The 14,046-nt window shown below is 70.0% G+C and carries 12 protein-coding genes; 2 read left to right on the plus strand and 10 right to left on the minus strand.

All coding sequences use genetic code 11. The features are described from left to right. Positions 1–3: 3 nt before the first annotated feature. The 4 genes from ACZ42X_RS20635 to ACZ42X_RS20650 form a co-directional block, all read right to left on the minus strand. Positions 4–2,487: an Hsp70 family protein gene (locus ACZ42X_RS20635; RefSeq protein WP_468291885.1), complete on the minus strand. Its 2,484-nt coding sequence runs from the start codon at positions 2,485–2,487 to the stop codon at positions 4–6. Next, positions 2,487–3,080, minus strand: a complete 594-nt coding sequence (locus tag ACZ42X_RS20640; RefSeq protein ID WP_468291888.1) for a hypothetical protein — start codon at positions 3,078–3,080, stop codon at positions 2,487–2,489. Before ACZ42X_RS20640 ends, ACZ42X_RS20635 begins: the two co-directional genes overlap by 1 nt. After that, entirely contained in the window at positions 3,077–4,429 is a 1,353-nt protein-coding gene (locus tag ACZ42X_RS20645) for a hypothetical protein (RefSeq protein WP_468291891.1), read from the minus strand. The genes ACZ42X_RS20640 and ACZ42X_RS20645 overlap by 4 nt, the downstream gene beginning before the upstream one ends. 378 nt (positions 4,430–4,807) lie before the next feature. Further along, positions 4,808–5,044: a nucleotidyl transferase family protein gene (locus tag ACZ42X_RS20650; RefSeq protein ID WP_468291894.1), complete on the minus strand. Its 237-nt coding sequence runs from the start codon at positions 5,042–5,044 to the stop codon at positions 4,808–4,810. A 76-nt stretch (positions 5,045–5,120) separates the two neighbouring features. Between ACZ42X_RS20650 and ACZ42X_RS20655 the strand changes: the two genes are divergently transcribed. Next, complete coding sequence (locus tag ACZ42X_RS20655; protein ID WP_468291897.1) at positions 5,121–5,528, plus strand: acyl-CoA thioesterase; 408 nt, start codon at positions 5,121–5,123, stop codon at positions 5,526–5,528. A 150-nt stretch (positions 5,529–5,678) separates the two neighbouring features. Here the strand turns inward: ACZ42X_RS20655 and ACZ42X_RS20660 are convergent, their stop codons facing one another. From ACZ42X_RS20660 to ACZ42X_RS20675, 4 genes are all read right to left on the minus strand, one after another. Next, the gene (locus ACZ42X_RS20660) at positions 5,679–6,857 is read right to left on the minus strand and encodes a hypothetical protein (protein ID WP_468291899.1); all 1,179 of its coding nucleotides are present in this window, start codon (positions 6,855–6,857) and stop codon (positions 5,679–5,681) included. A gap of 608 nt (positions 6,858–7,465) precedes the next feature. Then, positions 7,466–8,569 carry a terpene synthase family protein gene (locus ACZ42X_RS20665; protein ID WP_468291902.1) on the minus strand — a complete coding sequence of 368 codons (1,104 nt, stop codon included), beginning with the start codon at positions 8,567–8,569 and terminating at the stop codon, positions 7,466–7,468. A gap of 60 nt (positions 8,570–8,629) precedes the next feature. Further along, the gene (locus ACZ42X_RS20670; RefSeq protein ID WP_468291905.1) at positions 8,630–9,679 is read right to left on the minus strand and encodes a polyprenyl synthetase family protein; all 1,050 of its coding nucleotides are present in this window, start codon (positions 9,677–9,679) and stop codon (positions 8,630–8,632) included. A gap of 388 nt (positions 9,680–10,067) precedes the next feature. After that, positions 10,068–10,604, minus strand: coding sequence for a ricin-type beta-trefoil lectin domain protein (locus tag ACZ42X_RS20675; protein WP_468291908.1), 537 nt, complete (start codon positions 10,602–10,604; stop codon positions 10,068–10,070). Between the two features lie 416 nt (positions 10,605–11,020). Between ACZ42X_RS20675 and ACZ42X_RS20680 the strand changes: the two genes are divergently transcribed. Continuing rightward, positions 11,021–12,115: an MBL fold metallo-hydrolase gene (locus ACZ42X_RS20680; protein ID WP_468291911.1), complete on the plus strand. Its 1,095-nt coding sequence runs from the start codon at positions 11,021–11,023 to the stop codon at positions 12,113–12,115. 121 nt (positions 12,116–12,236) lie between these two features. Here the strand turns inward: ACZ42X_RS20680 and ACZ42X_RS20685 are convergent, their stop codons facing one another. Together ACZ42X_RS20685 and ACZ42X_RS20690 are read right to left on the minus strand one after the other, a co-directional pair. Then, positions 12,237–13,400 carry an NUDIX domain-containing protein gene (locus tag ACZ42X_RS20685; RefSeq protein WP_468291914.1) on the minus strand — a complete coding sequence of 388 codons (1,164 nt, stop codon included), beginning with the start codon at positions 13,398–13,400 and terminating at the stop codon, positions 12,237–12,239. A gap of 30 nt (positions 13,401–13,430) precedes the next feature. Then, positions 13,431–14,015, minus strand: a complete 585-nt coding sequence (locus ACZ42X_RS20690; protein ID WP_468291917.1) for a class I SAM-dependent methyltransferase — start codon at positions 14,013–14,015, stop codon at positions 13,431–13,433. Between the last annotated feature and the right edge of the window lie 31 nt (positions 14,016–14,046).

The following is a 14,046-nucleotide window of genomic DNA, read 5'->3' on the forward strand; positions in this document are numbered from 1 at the left end:
GGCTCATCCCTTCGTGAGGCCGCCGACCGGCCCGGGGACCTTGCCCGGCAACAGCTGGCGGAGCTCGTCGTTGACGTCGGCCAGTGTCGCCCGGTCGTTGGTCGGCAGGGCCCGATCGCCGCGTGCGATCAAGGAGTCGGCCCGGTCCGGGGAAGCCATCTCCGCGCGCATGGTGCGCAGCGCACGAAACTGCACGGCCTCCAACTGGCCGGTCAGCTCCAGCAGTTCGATGTACAGCCGCGTCACGTCCTCCGTGGCCCGTTCGACCGCCGCCGGTTCGCCGCCCACCAGCGCGTCCTCCGCCCGCGCCCGCAGCACCGCCAGGTTCTGGCGCAGCTCGGGTTTGCCGGCCTCCGCGACGATGAGGGTGCAGACCCGCAGCAGCTCCCGCAGCTCCTGTTGGCCGCCGCCCTGGTTGACGTCGTGCTCGGCGGCGTCTAGTTCCGTCTCCACATAGCGCAGCAGGCTCTCGGCGCCCGAGGCCGCACCGACGTCCGAACCGGCCGCGGCCACCAGGCGGTCCAGCTCGGGCAGCACCTCCTCGGTGTCGAGTTTGGTCAGCCGTCCCAGGGCGGCCGAGCCCTCCCGCGCGGCAGTGGCCCGCAGTTCCTCACAACGCTGCCTGACCAGGCCGAGGCGCTGCTGCAGCACCACCTGGTCCGGCGGCCGCACCCGAGTGAGGTCGATCTCCGCCTCGAACTGCGTGTCCGCGAGGGCGACGTCGGCCACCACGGTGACGAGCCGGGAAGCGTCGGCGTCGAAGGTCACCGCGACATCGCTGTGGGCCGGAAGGTCGATCGTGACATCTCGCCTCCGGATCACCAACTCGCCCACGATGTTGTTCCGTTCGACGCGGCTCTGCTCGCCCTCCGCCACCGGGATCTTGATGACGGTGTCCGGGGAGGCGGAATCGAGCGCGATGCTGGTCTTGTACACCTCGGTGTTGCGGGTGGGCAGCCGGGTTCCTTTGCGCAGGACGACGTTGAAGCCGCCGTCGGCCGTGCCGATGCCGAGCGACTGGGTCAGCACCTCGCCCGGGTTCTCCATCTCGCTGTGTGTGAGCGTCAGGGTGTCCGGGGTCAGCTCCTGGACCACGCCGTGCTCGTCGGACAGCTCGATGGTGAAGTGCGAGGTGGTGTGCTCGTCGATGCTGACGTCGGTGAGGAACTTCCCGTCGGGCCGTACGGCGATCTTCGCGCTGCGGAACGGCGGCTTTCCCTGGGGGTTGGCGAGGACGACCGCATACCGCGTCCAGTCGACTGTGTGGGCGCTGTGCAGGACGCCGCCGACCGCGGGGTTGGTGGTGGTGACCCGCGGCTCGTAGTGCAGCTCGACGGTGAACTCCCCGGCCTTGGTGGGGCGGGCCACCCGGCGCGCGGTACGGACTGTGCTGGCGAACACCGCCGCGCCGCGTGCCACCACGGTCGTCGCGTCCTGGCTGTGGTCGACCTGGATGCCGAGCCCGTGCTGCGGGTCGGCCAGGCGCTCCCGCAGCCCGGGAGCGAGGGTGGTGCCGCCCACCAGAAGGAGACGGTCGATGTCGTCGGGGCGGAGGTTGCCTTCGGTGAGGGCGTCGCGGCAGCGGTTGATCGCGCGGGTGTAGTAGGGGGCGGCGATGTCGTCCAGGGCGCCGCGGGTGAGGTGGAACTCGAAGGACTCCGTGCTGCCGGAGCCGGTGCCGAGCGTGACGTCGAGGAAGACGGACTCCTGGCGCGAGAGCTCGATCTTGGCGTTCTCGGCGGCCCACTTGAGCTTGCCGAAGTTGCTCCGCCAGCGCGCGTTGCCGCGGGTGAAGTCGGGCAGGCCCAGGTCGCGTTCGACGGCGGGCACGAGGAGCCGTTCGACGATCGCCCAGTCGATGGCCTTGCCGCCGAGAAAGGAGTCACCGGCGTGGTTGAGTACCTGCAGTTCGCCGTCGCGTTTGCTGACGACGGCGGCGTCGAAGGTGCCGCCGCCGAAGTCGAACACCATCCAGTACGAGCGGTCCGAGGCGTCCTGGTATCCGTACGCGATCGCGGCGGCGGTAGGCTCCTGCACCAGGGGGCAGTGCTCGCCCAGGCCCGCCAGCTCGGCCGCCCGGCTGGTCGCCGAACTCTGGTGCAGGGCGAAGGCGGCCGGGACGGTGATGACGGCGGCCTCGGGCGGCGCGCCGACGTCGTGCGCGGCGTCGGCGCGCAGGGACTTGAGGACCTCGGCGGACAGCTGTTCCGGGGTCAGCGATACGTTGGCCTTGGCGAAGTGCCGTTCGGCGCCCGCGACCCCCATCTCCAGTTTGAACTCGGAGTGCGCGTCGTCGGGGTCGGACTCGACCTGCTGTTTGGCGGTCTGGCCCACAGCCACCACGCCCGGCCTTGGCATCCAGACCGCGGAGGGGGTGATGTCCCCGCCGTGATTGTTCTTGATCACCCGTACCGAGCCGTTCTCGGCCACGGCGATCGCGCTGTTGGTGGTGCCGAGGTCGATGCCGAAGTCGACGGTCTCACGCATCATCGTTCTCCCCGCGGGGGCCGGTGGACGATCACCTGTCCCATCTGGACAGGGCGGTCACGGAGGTAGACGGAGGGTCTCAGGGTCTCTTTGACGTATGCCTCGCTCGCCTCGCGGAGCGTGGGGTCGTCGACGAAGCTCAGGACCTCCAGGGACATGCCGGGGTGGTACGGGGCACCGTCGTGGTCCTGAACGACCAGACCCGCCTCGTCGAGCCGGGACAGCGCGGTGTCGACATGCCGCCCGGCCTGCCGGGCCTCCTTGGGCGCCGGGTCCCCGGGAACGTCCAGCTTCTTGCGGGCCCGCCACAAGTACCAGGCGACGGTGGCCAGGTCGTCAGGGCTCAGGGAGTCGTCGGACGGCGCTGCGGGTCCCTGCGGGGTCCGGTCCTGGTGGGGCGGAGCGGTCGCGTCTTCGTACGCGGCCCCCTGCATGAGCTCGCGCAGCCGTGCCCGCTGTGCCGTGCTCCACTCCGGGGGCGGGATACGGAAGGCGCGGTGCTGGCGCCCCTGGCGCAGGGATTCTCGTACGCGGCGCAGCGCACGGTGCATGGCGGCGGCCTCTCGGAAGACGTGGACCGGGCGGCGGATCATCGGCGTCCTGGTGGTGCCCGGCGCGGGGCGCGCTCCCGGAACGCCCGGACGGCGAGGCCGAGCAGGCTCATCCCGCCCATGGCGAAGAGCGCCAACGGCAGTGGGGGCTCCACGCCCAGGGCGAGCAGGACGAAGAAGACGGCCACGCCGGTCGCCACGCTGAGCGTGGTGACCGCCGACGGTCCGCTACGGGGCTCGGCCGGCACGGGACGGCGCGGAGGTGGGCTGGGGCGGTGCGGGGACGGGCTGGGGGGGCTGAGCTTGTGGGCGGCCTCGACCAGGGCCAGGGCCTGATCGATGCCTTCTTGCGTGTCCGGCCGCGTGGCGAAGCGCCGTGCCAGCCGCAGCCGGTCGGCGGCCACCCTGGACTCGTCCACCAGGTTCTGTGCCGACTCGACCATGGCATAAGCGCAGTTGGCGATCTGAACGGCGGCGGCGTCCCGTAAGGCATTGGCCCGTCGCTTGGCCGTCGTGCGGTGCTGAGAGACGCGTCGCTCGAAGGGCTCAAGGCGCTCCAGGGCCGGGACCACCTGCTCGCGCAGGAGGGCGTCGGCGGCGTGCGGACGCCCCCCCGTGGTGTGCTCGTGGGCCTGCTCGATCTGCGGTCGTACCGCGGCGTAGAGGGGGTCGAGGGCTTCGTCGAGCAGGTCGTCGAGGGCGTGTCGCCCCACGTCGGACCACTTGAGGCACTGCTGTATCAGACGGTCCGGTTCACTGGCCGCGACCGCGAGGCGCACCACCGGAGCGACCAGGGTGCGGGGCAGTGCCGCGCGTAACAGATCGACGGCGGAATCGTCGAGCCGCCGGTCGTCGAGGGCGCGTAGCCGGGTCCGTATGTGCTCCCAGAAGGGCGCGCGGCGCAGCACCAGTCGCCACTGCCGGGCGGCGTCGGCCCACTGCTCGTTCCGCGCACGGATCGTCCCCGCGGCCACCGGCCGTCCCTGACCGTCCAGTTCGGCGTCAAGGGCGCGCAGGTGTGCGCGCACCGCGTCGTCGTGGTCGCGGTGCAGCGACATCGGGCAGCCGCAGCTGTCGCGTTCCTCGCCCCAGAACCAGAACACCTCGTCGACGATGCGGCGTTGGGAATCGGCGAGATCAGCGAAGGCGGCCTGTGCCTGCTCGGCGGTGAGCGGCTCGCGGGGTGGGAACTCTCCAGGCACCTCGATCTCGATGTTCATCTTGATACGGGTGTTGAACTGGTGACGGCGGTCCCTGACGTCGCGTTGCGTCGCGGCGGTCGGCAGACCGGTCCGCCGGAAGGCGTTACGCCGGTAGAGTTCGGGACCGGCAAGCTCCTTGAGTCGTGCCGCTGTTGAAGGGTGACGCCTGGCCTCGGCCGACGCGGTCATCGACTTTCCCGCCCTGTGAACAGGTACCTCGCTGCGAGCCTGCGCATAGCTCGATCCCCCGTTCCGGTGCCCGTGGCCCCCAGCCCTCCGGCTCGATTCCCTGGGTAGCCAGCGTAGGCCCGGCCCCATCACCCTGCAACGCGATACGGTCAACTCGTCACTGTGCCAGGAGCCTCCGTCACTGCCTCACGTCACCCGCGAGCGTCGCGATGACCGTCTCTACGGTCTCCTCGCCGGCACCAGGTGCGGAAACGCGAGCCGTGCGACCGCCTCGCCGCCCCCTTCGTCTCGTTGGCCTGCAGCCTCATCTGCTGGAGGAGGCTCAAGAAGACCGGGACACACGGCCGCGTCAGGAGCTCATGAGGTCACCTTGCCCCCTCATGGCGCGTCCGCCGCACGGCATCGTTGGATGAGCTCGGTCGTTGAGACGCCGGCGGTGTAGCGCACGAGGCGCAGCTTCCCCGCATCGGCCCCAGGACCGAAGATCTCTTCGACTGCGTCCGCCGTGAGATCGTCCCCGTGAACGACCACGTCAATGCCATGCAGGTCCAGGAACTCATTCGTGACACGGTAAGGCGCGTCCGGGAGCATCACATCGAACGATCTTCGAGTCATTGAACACCACGGGCGAGCCTCTGACCGCCTTCGAGACCTTCCTTCCTCGGGTGGTTATGGCGGAGACGACCTCTTCGTGAACACCTACACCTATCCGCTGCCGCTGCGCTGGGCGGACGCGGACGCTTACGGTCACGTCAACAACTCACTATTCCTCACTTACCTGGAGGAGGCGCGTACGCGCATGTTTCAGGACATGCTGCCGGCGGACGAAGCCGGGCGGGGCCAGCGAGCCTTCGTGGTCAGCCAGTCCGTCGTCGACTACCGCACCCCGCTGACGTACCGCGAGGAGCCGGTCGACGTGCAGGTCTGGGTCATCAGCTGCCGTGGGGCTCGGCTCGAACTCGGATACGCCATCCGGGACGCCGAGCGTACGTACGCGGAAGCCGTGACGAAGATGGCCGCGTACGACCTGGACACCGGCCGGCCGCGGCGCATCTCCGAGGCCGAGTTGGAGTTTCTGGCTCGTTACACGGAATCCTGACCCCAGGTCCTGTGGTCAGCCGGTCGCCGTCGGCCCGTACGCGCGGTGCCTAGCCCTGCACAGCGGGGCGCCGTCCCGGCCCCCAGTGCGAGCAGTTTGGACAGACCCCCGGCTGGGGCTTCCCAGCCGGGGGTCTGTCCAGTTTGCCGACTACCAGCTCACGTAGACCCAGCCGTCGCCGCCAGCTGAGCCGGCCTGGCCGGGCTGCGCGTCGCTGGACGCCTTTCCGGCTTCGCCCCGGCCGCCGCCGGCCGTGTCACCGCCGCCGCGGCCTCCGTTGCCGCCGGCACTACCGTCGCCGCCCCTGCCGCCGGCGCCGCCCTGGGCGGTGCCGGCCGGCGGGGTGATGGCCTGGGGGTCGGCGAGCGTCTCGGCTGTGGCGCCGCCGGCGCCGCCCTTGCCGCCCGCGCCGCCGTCGCCGCCGCGACCGCCGCCGAAGTCCAGGTCCGCGTTCTCGCCGCGCCGGCCCTTGCCACCGTTCTCGCCGGCGAGGCCGTTGTGGACCGTCCCCTTGGAGAGGTGCAGTTGGGTGCCGGAATCACAGCGTCCGGTGCCAGGGTGAGCCTGCCGCTTGAGGACGTCTGCGGCTCGGGCGCCGTCGCCGCCGTTGCCGCCCACACCCTTGTGATTGCCCGCCGTCAAGTTGCCCCCGCCCCAGTGGCCGTTGCCGCCACCGTCCTTCGCGGTACGTCCCCGGTTGTTGGCCTCCGGGATCGTCGCGCCGAGGGAGGGGAAGTCAGAGATCCCAGAGGTAGCGATGACCAGCCGCGTGCTGCCTCGTTCGATCCGGGTGGCGGAGCGGGTTTCTCCGTGCTTGCCGTGGGTACCGGCCTCTCCCACGCTGCCGTTGTAGCCGCCGCCACCGGTGGCGCTGCCCCCGGAACCTCCCGCAGATCCCTTCCCGGCGGAGCCGGCGGCTCCGCCGGCTCCGCCCTTGGCGACATTGATGGTGAGCTGCTCGCCGGGCTTGACGGTGATCTTGCAGCGGATATACCCGCCGCTGCCACCCGATCCGCCGCCGCTGCCGCCGGCGCCACCACCGCCGCCACCGCCGCCTGCCCCGCCACCGGTGCCCCACGAGGAGCCGCCGCCGGCGCCGCCACCACCGGCGCCGCCGCCAGCACCGCCACCGCCGCCGGATCCGCCGCCCCAGGCGTCGATCGTGATCTCGGTGACGCCGTCCGGCACGGTGAAGGTGTGGCGCCCTTGGGTGAATGCCTGCCCGGACGCTGCACCGGCCGCAGGCGGGACGATGCCGAGCAGGGCGAATCCGGATAGGGCCGCCGCAGCGGCGGCAAGCCGCCACGAAGGCGTGGAGATCTGCACCACGAAGTACTCCAGGTTGTGTGAGACGCGTCGGAAAAGGCGCCGGGGCACACGAGCAGCTGTTCCCCCGAGACCATCCGAAGATATACATCAGTTGCAAAGCGGCAGAAAAGCCGCTCACGCCACCTCATGCGCGCTGGCCAATCACGCCGCTCGCCGTCAAAGCAGCAGGTCAGAGCGACACCGCTCCGAGCGTCGAGGGGCACTCATAGATCCGGTTGTCAACGAACAGCTCTCCGGCTTCACCCAGGAGGATGCCGCCACGTGCTGCCCGCGCTCTTGCCGGTGCTGCAGCATGACAACAAGACCGCCAAGCGGATCGGCGAGGGCAGGCCGCCAGTGTCGGTCGCGGACGACCGACATCGGATAGGCCGTGCGACGCCTGCCCCGACATCGGGCCTGTCCGCCTCCCGTACGCGACAGTGCGTAGAGCAGTCCGCGGTGGCGGTCACGTTGAAGTGTGTTCCGTTGGTACGCGCGCACAGGCGGACGCCGGTTGTCTTGCTGGAGTCCTGGCTGCCCCAGATCCTCTACGCAGTGCGGCTTCATTCGTCGGCAGCGTCAACTGTGGGAGTCGAAACGGCCGATAGAGTCCAAGCCCTGCGTGTGGGTTACGGGGCGAGGTGGTGCCACCACCAGGCGATGTCCGGGTAGGGCGGAGGGGTCAGGTTTTCTGGGTCCCAGATCTGGGGGGTGTCGGTCATGGTGAGTTCGGGCAGGGCGACGGGCGTGGCGGCGCCGCTGCGGGCGTCGGGGATTTCGAGGTAGCGGACGCTTCGTGCGGACCACTGGATGGTGGCGGGAAGCCATTGGGGCAGTTCGGCGGCGTAGCGGGCGACGGCGGGGCGGGGATCGTCGAGGAGTTGGCGCTGCAGGCGGAGCATGAGGATGACGGTGCGTTCGTACAGTTTCCACGCCTTGATGAGTGCGTCGGTAGGACTGAGGTGGTGTTCTGCCGCCATGGCCGACAGGAGGTTCACCTGCTGCTGTCCGGCAGCGGTTTCCTTGACGAGGCTGATGAGGTCGTTGATCACGACGCACGGCTGGAAGACGGCCATGGTGAAGGCACGCACGGTGGGGTCGTACAGTTCGCCGGGGGACATGTCGTAGCCGGCGCCGGGTGCGGTGAAGGCGGCGAGGGTGAAGACCCCGGCTTTCGGCAGACGCATACGCAGGTACTCGCCGACCGTGGGTGGCTTCGGGCGCTGCTGTAGGGCTAGTTTCCACAACTGACCTCCGAACCAGTGGGTGTTCTCGGCCCTGAGCGCCTGCATGCCTTGTGAGGAAAGGTGTTCTTCCATCATGCGGCGCAGGTCCCGCAGGCTGGTAAGGAAGGGGTCGTCGGGCAGTGGAGCGGTGGCGGGCTCGAACATGACCCGGTTCGCCTCCCCGGTGAGCGCGACCGCTTCCGCGATGTCCGCGGTGTTGTCCAGGTGGTCGTCCCACAGGAGCCCCCAGTAGGTGTAGCAGGTCATGGCGACAGCGGCCGGGAGGCCGGTGAACGGCATGCCGTGCGCGATGAGCCAGCCGAAGCCCGCACGGGTGGCGAGGGAACCAGTACGGCACAGCCCGTGGTCGACGGCCCATCGTGCCGCGGGGGCTTCCAGGGCTTCCGGCCCGGCGGGGTGCCCTTTCAAGGGGATGGGGCAGAACAGTTCCACCTTGTCGACGGGCAGTCCGCCCAGGACCTTGCCGAGGGTGATGTGTTCGGGCATACCTGCTCCTTCAGCGGAGGCGGAGAGTCTTCGCGGATGTGCGGAACGCCCTGTCGACGGTCACTGGTCGCGGGTGGTGGCCAGGTGGGCCAGGGCGGTCAGTTCCTGTGCCGGGCCGGGACACGGCTTGGCGGCGTGGAGGTGTTCCAGGGCCAGCCAGGTGTGGTGCTCGGCTCGCTGCTCGGCCCAGATGCGACCACCGGCCTCCTCCACCAGGCGGGCAGCCCGTGCGACCTGCTGCGGGGAGAGTCGGTCCTGCCGGGCGTACAGGTCGCGTAGTTCCCGCGCGGCCTCGCTGTCGAGGGCCAGTGCCGCCGCCACGGGGAGTGTCTTCTTACGGGTGGCCAGGTCGGCCCCAGCGGGCTTGCCGGTGCGCTGCGGGTCGCCCCAGGTGCCCAGCAGGTCATCCGCGATCTGAAAGGCCAGCCCCAGATGGGCGCCGAACGCCCGCAGATTGTCGACCTGTTGCTCGTCGCCGCCGCCCGCGACGGCTCCCAGCGCACACGCGGCGGCCATCAGCGCACCGGTCTTGCCCGCCGCCACCGCCTGCGCCTCCTCCAGCATGACGCCGGCCTGGTCCTCCAGGAGGGTGTCGGCGTACTCGCCTTCGATCAGTTCCTGCACAGAAGCCGTCAGCAGCGCCACTGCCCGCGAGGTGTCCAGCGGCGCCGGAGCGTCGGCAATGACCTGCGTGGCCAGGAAGAACAGCGCGTCGCCCGCGAGGATCGCGGTCGGCACACCCATCTGGGCCCACAACGCAGGTCGGCCCCGACGGGTCCGGTCGCCGTCGATGATGTCGTCGTGCAGAAGCGAGGCGTTGTGCACCAGCTCGACGGCCACCGCCGCCGCCACACCCGCCGACCGGTCTCCCCCTACCGCAGCGCACGCCCCCAGAACCAATGCGGGCCGTAACGCCTTCCCTTGCCCCACCCTGTAAGGCAGTGGTCTGTCGTCGGTGTCCCACCAGCCGAAGTGCACCCCCACCGGCTGCCGGATCCGCGCCGGCAGCCGCGCAACCGCCTCCCGCACCGCCGGCCCGGTCACCGCGGCGGCATCGGCCAGAATGGCCTCCGCATCCCGAGCCGGGCGTACGCAGGTCTCCGCCGTCATCGCACACGCTCCACCCATCCAGGTAAGCGGGAACATCCACATGCTGCCCCAGGCCCCGAGAAGGCTTCCGCACAGCACCGTCCCGCACCGATACAGACTTCCGCCGACCCAACGACCCAGGTTCGCCCGGGTCACTGGACGAACCGCTCATCGCGGGAAACGCATGGTTCGAGGGGCGGCGGTGGGATTTCTGCCGACTGCCCTCCGACCTCTCCACACCGAACAGGAGCCCGCCGAAGGCAATTGCCATGTCGATCAGCCCACCCAAGCCAGGCCGCCATCGGCCCAAGCTGCCGCGGCCCGGTACCGCGCGAGACGCGGGCGGTACCGGGCCGAGTCGGAACCTCCGGTGCCGACAGCGTCTTTCACCGTCGGCGCCGCACGCCCGTTAGGCGGGAAGAGGCGTGATGGTGAAGTTCTGGCCCTTGGCGTCGGTCCTGCAGTTCTGGATGACCGCGAGGGAGCCCTCCCTCCCGGCGTGCAGGCATTTGCCGCGCTCCTCGGTCTTGATCAAGTTGCTCGAGGGGTCCTGCACGTACCGCTGGTCGATCACCGGGCTCTGCCAGCCACACCGCCTCAGTCCGAAGGGAGAGGCAACACCGACAGGCGCGGCGGTCACACACTTCTCCGGATCGGAGCCGTTGCGCAGGTACCGTTCGCTCGCGTCGTAGAAGAATTTCTGGGCGGGGTCGGTCGGGTTGCAGGGCCGGGTGACGATCGCGTGGCCGTTAACACTGGTGCGGTGTTCCGCCGTCAGGCACATGGACGGGTGGTCGATCAACTGGATGCTGAAGGGCAGCGAACCGGCGGGGTAGACCACGGCCTGCGCGGTGCCCCCGGCGCTGGCGGCCAGGGCGAGGCCGGTGGTCAAGGCAGCGACAGCTGCGCGAAGTTTCACGGGTTTATCCATTCGGTTGTGGATCACGCAAGCAGCCCTTACAACGAGCCGGCCAGGGCGAGGTGACGCCGCCCCTTGCCCCGCAGACCGGCTGAGGCTTGCCGCCCACTCCGGTCGCAGTAACCCAGGCGCTCATCCGGGTGTTCTTGCACTTACTCGTACGCAAGCTGGCGGGAGATCTTCCGCACCAGCTAGGACCCGGGGCATGGAGAGTGCCGCGCGGCGACGTCAAAACCGCGCACAGCCTGTGGCGGGCTGGGGCGGGCGATGCGCGGCTGCTACGAGACGTAGCACTCCGGCAGACGCTCGGCACGGTGTGAGAACACCCAAGAACGCCGGCGAATATCAGCCACGGCCTCGTATGAACCGTCCATGGTTCCCGGAAGGCCACATTGCTCTACTTGAGCCGCCCCCGGCCGCTCACCTTCCCCCAAGGAACCACCATGAGCCTCCTTCGAAAGCCAGATCCGACAAGCGGCGGTGCCTCTGCCGACGACCGGCCCGCGATCGCCAGGCGACCCTTGCTCGGAGGAGCGGCCGCCCTGTCCCTCGGCCTCCTGGGCTGCACGTCGAGCGGCTCGAAGGAGCAGCCCGTCCCAGCAGGCCGCGCCACCGCCGCAAGCGGCAAGCCACCGCTCGTGAAGGTCCACCTCCTCGGGACCGGGGGGCCCGAGATGTCGACCACCCGGCAGGGGATGTCCACCCTCATCGTGGCCGGCGGGCAGAAGCTGCTGTTCGACGTGGGACGCGGGGCCACGCAGAACATGTACGAATCGCGGATCAATCCCAAGGGCGTCACCAAGGTCTTCCTGACCCACCTCCACAACGACCACTACGAGGACCTGCCGAGCCTGTGGCTGAACCCGTGGTTCATGCTCGGGCGGACCGAGCAGTTGGAGGTCTGGGGACCTCCCGGGACCGCGGGAATGGTCGCCGGCATGCGGGCGATGTACGCCCACGATCTGGAGCACCGTTCGAACGACCTGTTCAAGAAGTCGTACCTGGACGTCCACGTCCACGAGATACGGCCTGGGGTGGTCTACGACAAGGGCGGCGTCAAGGTCACCGCGTTCACCGTGGAGCACAAGGACGGCAACCCCGCGTACGGCTACCGCTTCGACCACGCGGGCAAGTCCGTGCTGCTCTCCGGGGACACCACGTACCACCGGAACGTCGTCGAGCACGGCAAGGGTGTGGACCTCCTCGTGCACAACGTCATCGCCTTCGACGAGGAGCTGACCCGGTCGGGCAAGCTGAAGGCCGTCGAGGAGAAGCTCACCACGCCCGAGCAGGCGGCTCGGGTGTTCTTGGAGGCGCGGCCGAAGGTGGCCGTGTTCTCGCACATCGCGAAGAAGGGCCTGCACGGCAAGGCGGGCGACGACGTGATCGTGGCGCGGACGAGGAAGGCGGGGTACACGGGCCCGCTCCACATGGGCCTCGACCGCATGACCGTCGAGATCGGCGACGACGTCAGGGTCAGCTCGCCGATCCCCACAGCCGGTCTGCCTGAGCTGGACAGCCCCGACACCAAGCTCTAGGCCGCTGGGCCTTGTATTCGCTGTCCTGTCCGGCCCGGGTCTCGGAGCCGTACTCGGCGTCGAAGGCCACGAAACACGGCGATGGGAGCCTTCCTACGAGATCTGGTGAATGGATGCTGAGCTAGTCGCGGCCGGGAGCGGCGAAGGGCTGGAAGTGAGCGGGCGGATGGTCGAGAGGGAGGTCCGGGTGCCAGGCCGTGAGGCACTGGCTGGACGGGACGAACAACATCCGCGGCAGGGCATCTCGGGGCCAGAAGCGCCAGGCGCCGATGGCATCTTCGCGCTGCCGTGGGGTTCCGGACCAGCGGCTGACGACGACGGGCACCGTCACCCGCACGACACCGTCGATACGGTCGAGGAGCGTGCCGAGGACCTGCACATCGGCGGGATCGGCGATGAGACCTGCTTCTTCCGAGAGTTCGCGCACTGCAGCCTCCGCGAACGTCTCGCCTGGCTCGACGACACCACCTGGGAGCTCCCACGTGCCAAGACGGTGCTTCCCCAGCAGGAGGCCGTCCGGACCGTGCACGATGACCCCCACCCCGACGACGGCGTTCGACGGAGGCGGGGTAGCCGACCGGGGGCGGCTCGGCACCCGCTCCGGACGGCGGGCCGCGTACAGCCGGTACGACAGCGGCTGGTCCGCCTGGGGGGACTCGATGGTCGTGACGGCCTCCATAACGAGGCCGTGGTCCACGAGGAGGTCCTCCCACAGCTGCGGTTCGAGGACCCACATGTGCATCTGGTGCTCGGTATCCGTGCCGGGCAGCCGCAGCACTTCCAGGCGCGCGGTGACGGAGTCGGACGGGCCGTCGCCGTTGGAGTTGGTGTGCAGCGCGCTGAAAAGCAACCACCCGCCGGGCCGGAGACCGTTGGCCAGGGCGGGCAGAAGGCGGTGCGGGTCCAGGAAGGGAACCCCGCTGACGGAGTAGATCAGGTCGTAGGGGGCGGCTTCTCGCAGGTGGTCGACGGCGTCAGCGCACACCAGGTGAAGGCCGGGGGTGTCGGGGTAGCGGGCGAGGGCGCGCTCGTACTGAGTGGGGGAGGCGTCGACGGCAGTGACGTGGGCGCCGAGGGCGGCCAGGCGGGCGGCGTGCCGGCCGACTCCGGCCCCTAGGTCCAGGACGCGCAGACCGGCCACCTCGCCGAACACGTCGATGCCGGGCCCGGCCTTCGGGATGTCCCAGGCCCACCCATCCAGCTCGGGCAGGTCGAAGACCCGGTTGAGCTGGTGACGGCCGTAGAGGGTCCAGATTTCGCCGATGTGTTTCTCGATGTCACGCACCAGGTGTTTCCTTCCGGTCGCGGGCGGGGGTCAGGGGCGCAGGGCGTAGCAGCGCAGGACGTCGAGGTCGGCGGTGCGCACGACGGCCCAGCTGGTTGTGAGCAGCTCGGCGTCCGCAGGCGGGATGCCGAGTCCGAGGAGCGACGGGTCGGTGGTCGTGCGGCGGCCGGCGATCTCGGTGACGACCCAGAAGGTGCCGCCGGGCGCGAGGAGCCGGCGGACGCGGTCGAGGAAGCCGGGCTTGTCGTCCATCCACCGGTAGACCAGACGGCAGGTGATGAGGGCGTAGGCAGGGTCCGGGAGAGTCGTGAGGTCGTCGGTGGCGATGTCCAGGCACTGCCACGTCGGCCCGGGCGCGGTGTCCTGGGCGGCGGCGAGCGCGAGTGCGGTGGGGGAGCAGTCGGCCCCGGTCGTGCGGTAGCCGAGCTCGTGGTGGAGGTGGCGGGCGAGGTCGCCGTCGCCGCTGCCGACGTCGAGGGCTGGGCGGCCCTCGCCGGGGCCGAGGCGCCCGGCCATCAGATGCTTTTCGGCCTCGCACAGCTGCCGATAGCGGCGGCCGTCGGCCCAGAGCGGATCCCAGTATGCGGGGCTCGCGGTGGACGTGGTGGTGGTCACGATGCTCCTTCTCGGGCGGGCGGCACGACCG

Source organism: Streptomyces sp. NPDC030862 (genome assembly GCF_055571835.1).

Coding starts and splice junctions, on each gene's coding strand:
- ACZ42X_RS20635 (WP_468291885.1), bottom strand. CDS start 2,487: ATGCGTGAGACCGTCGACTTCGGCATCGACCTCGGCACCACCAACAGC.
- ACZ42X_RS20640 (WP_468291888.1), bottom strand. CDS start 3,080: ATGATCCGCCGCCCGGTCCACGTCTTCCGAGAGGCCGCCGCCATGCAC.
- ACZ42X_RS20645 (WP_468291891.1), bottom strand. CDS start 4,429: ATGACCGCGTCGGCCGAGGCCAGGCGTCACCCTTCAACAGCGGCACGA.
- ACZ42X_RS20650 (WP_468291894.1), bottom strand. CDS start 5,044: ATGACTCGAAGATCGTTCGATGTGATGCTCCCGGACGCGCCTTACCGT.
- ACZ42X_RS20665 (WP_468291902.1), bottom strand. CDS start 8,569: ATGCCCGAACACATCACCCTCGGCAAGGTCCTGGGCGGACTGCCCGTC.
- ACZ42X_RS20670 (WP_468291905.1), bottom strand. CDS start 9,679: ATGACGGCGGAGACCTGCGTACGCCCGGCTCGGGATGCGGAGGCCATT.
- ACZ42X_RS20680 (WP_468291911.1), top strand. CDS start 11,021: ATGAGCCTCCTTCGAAAGCCAGATCCGACAAGCGGCGGTGCCTCTGCC.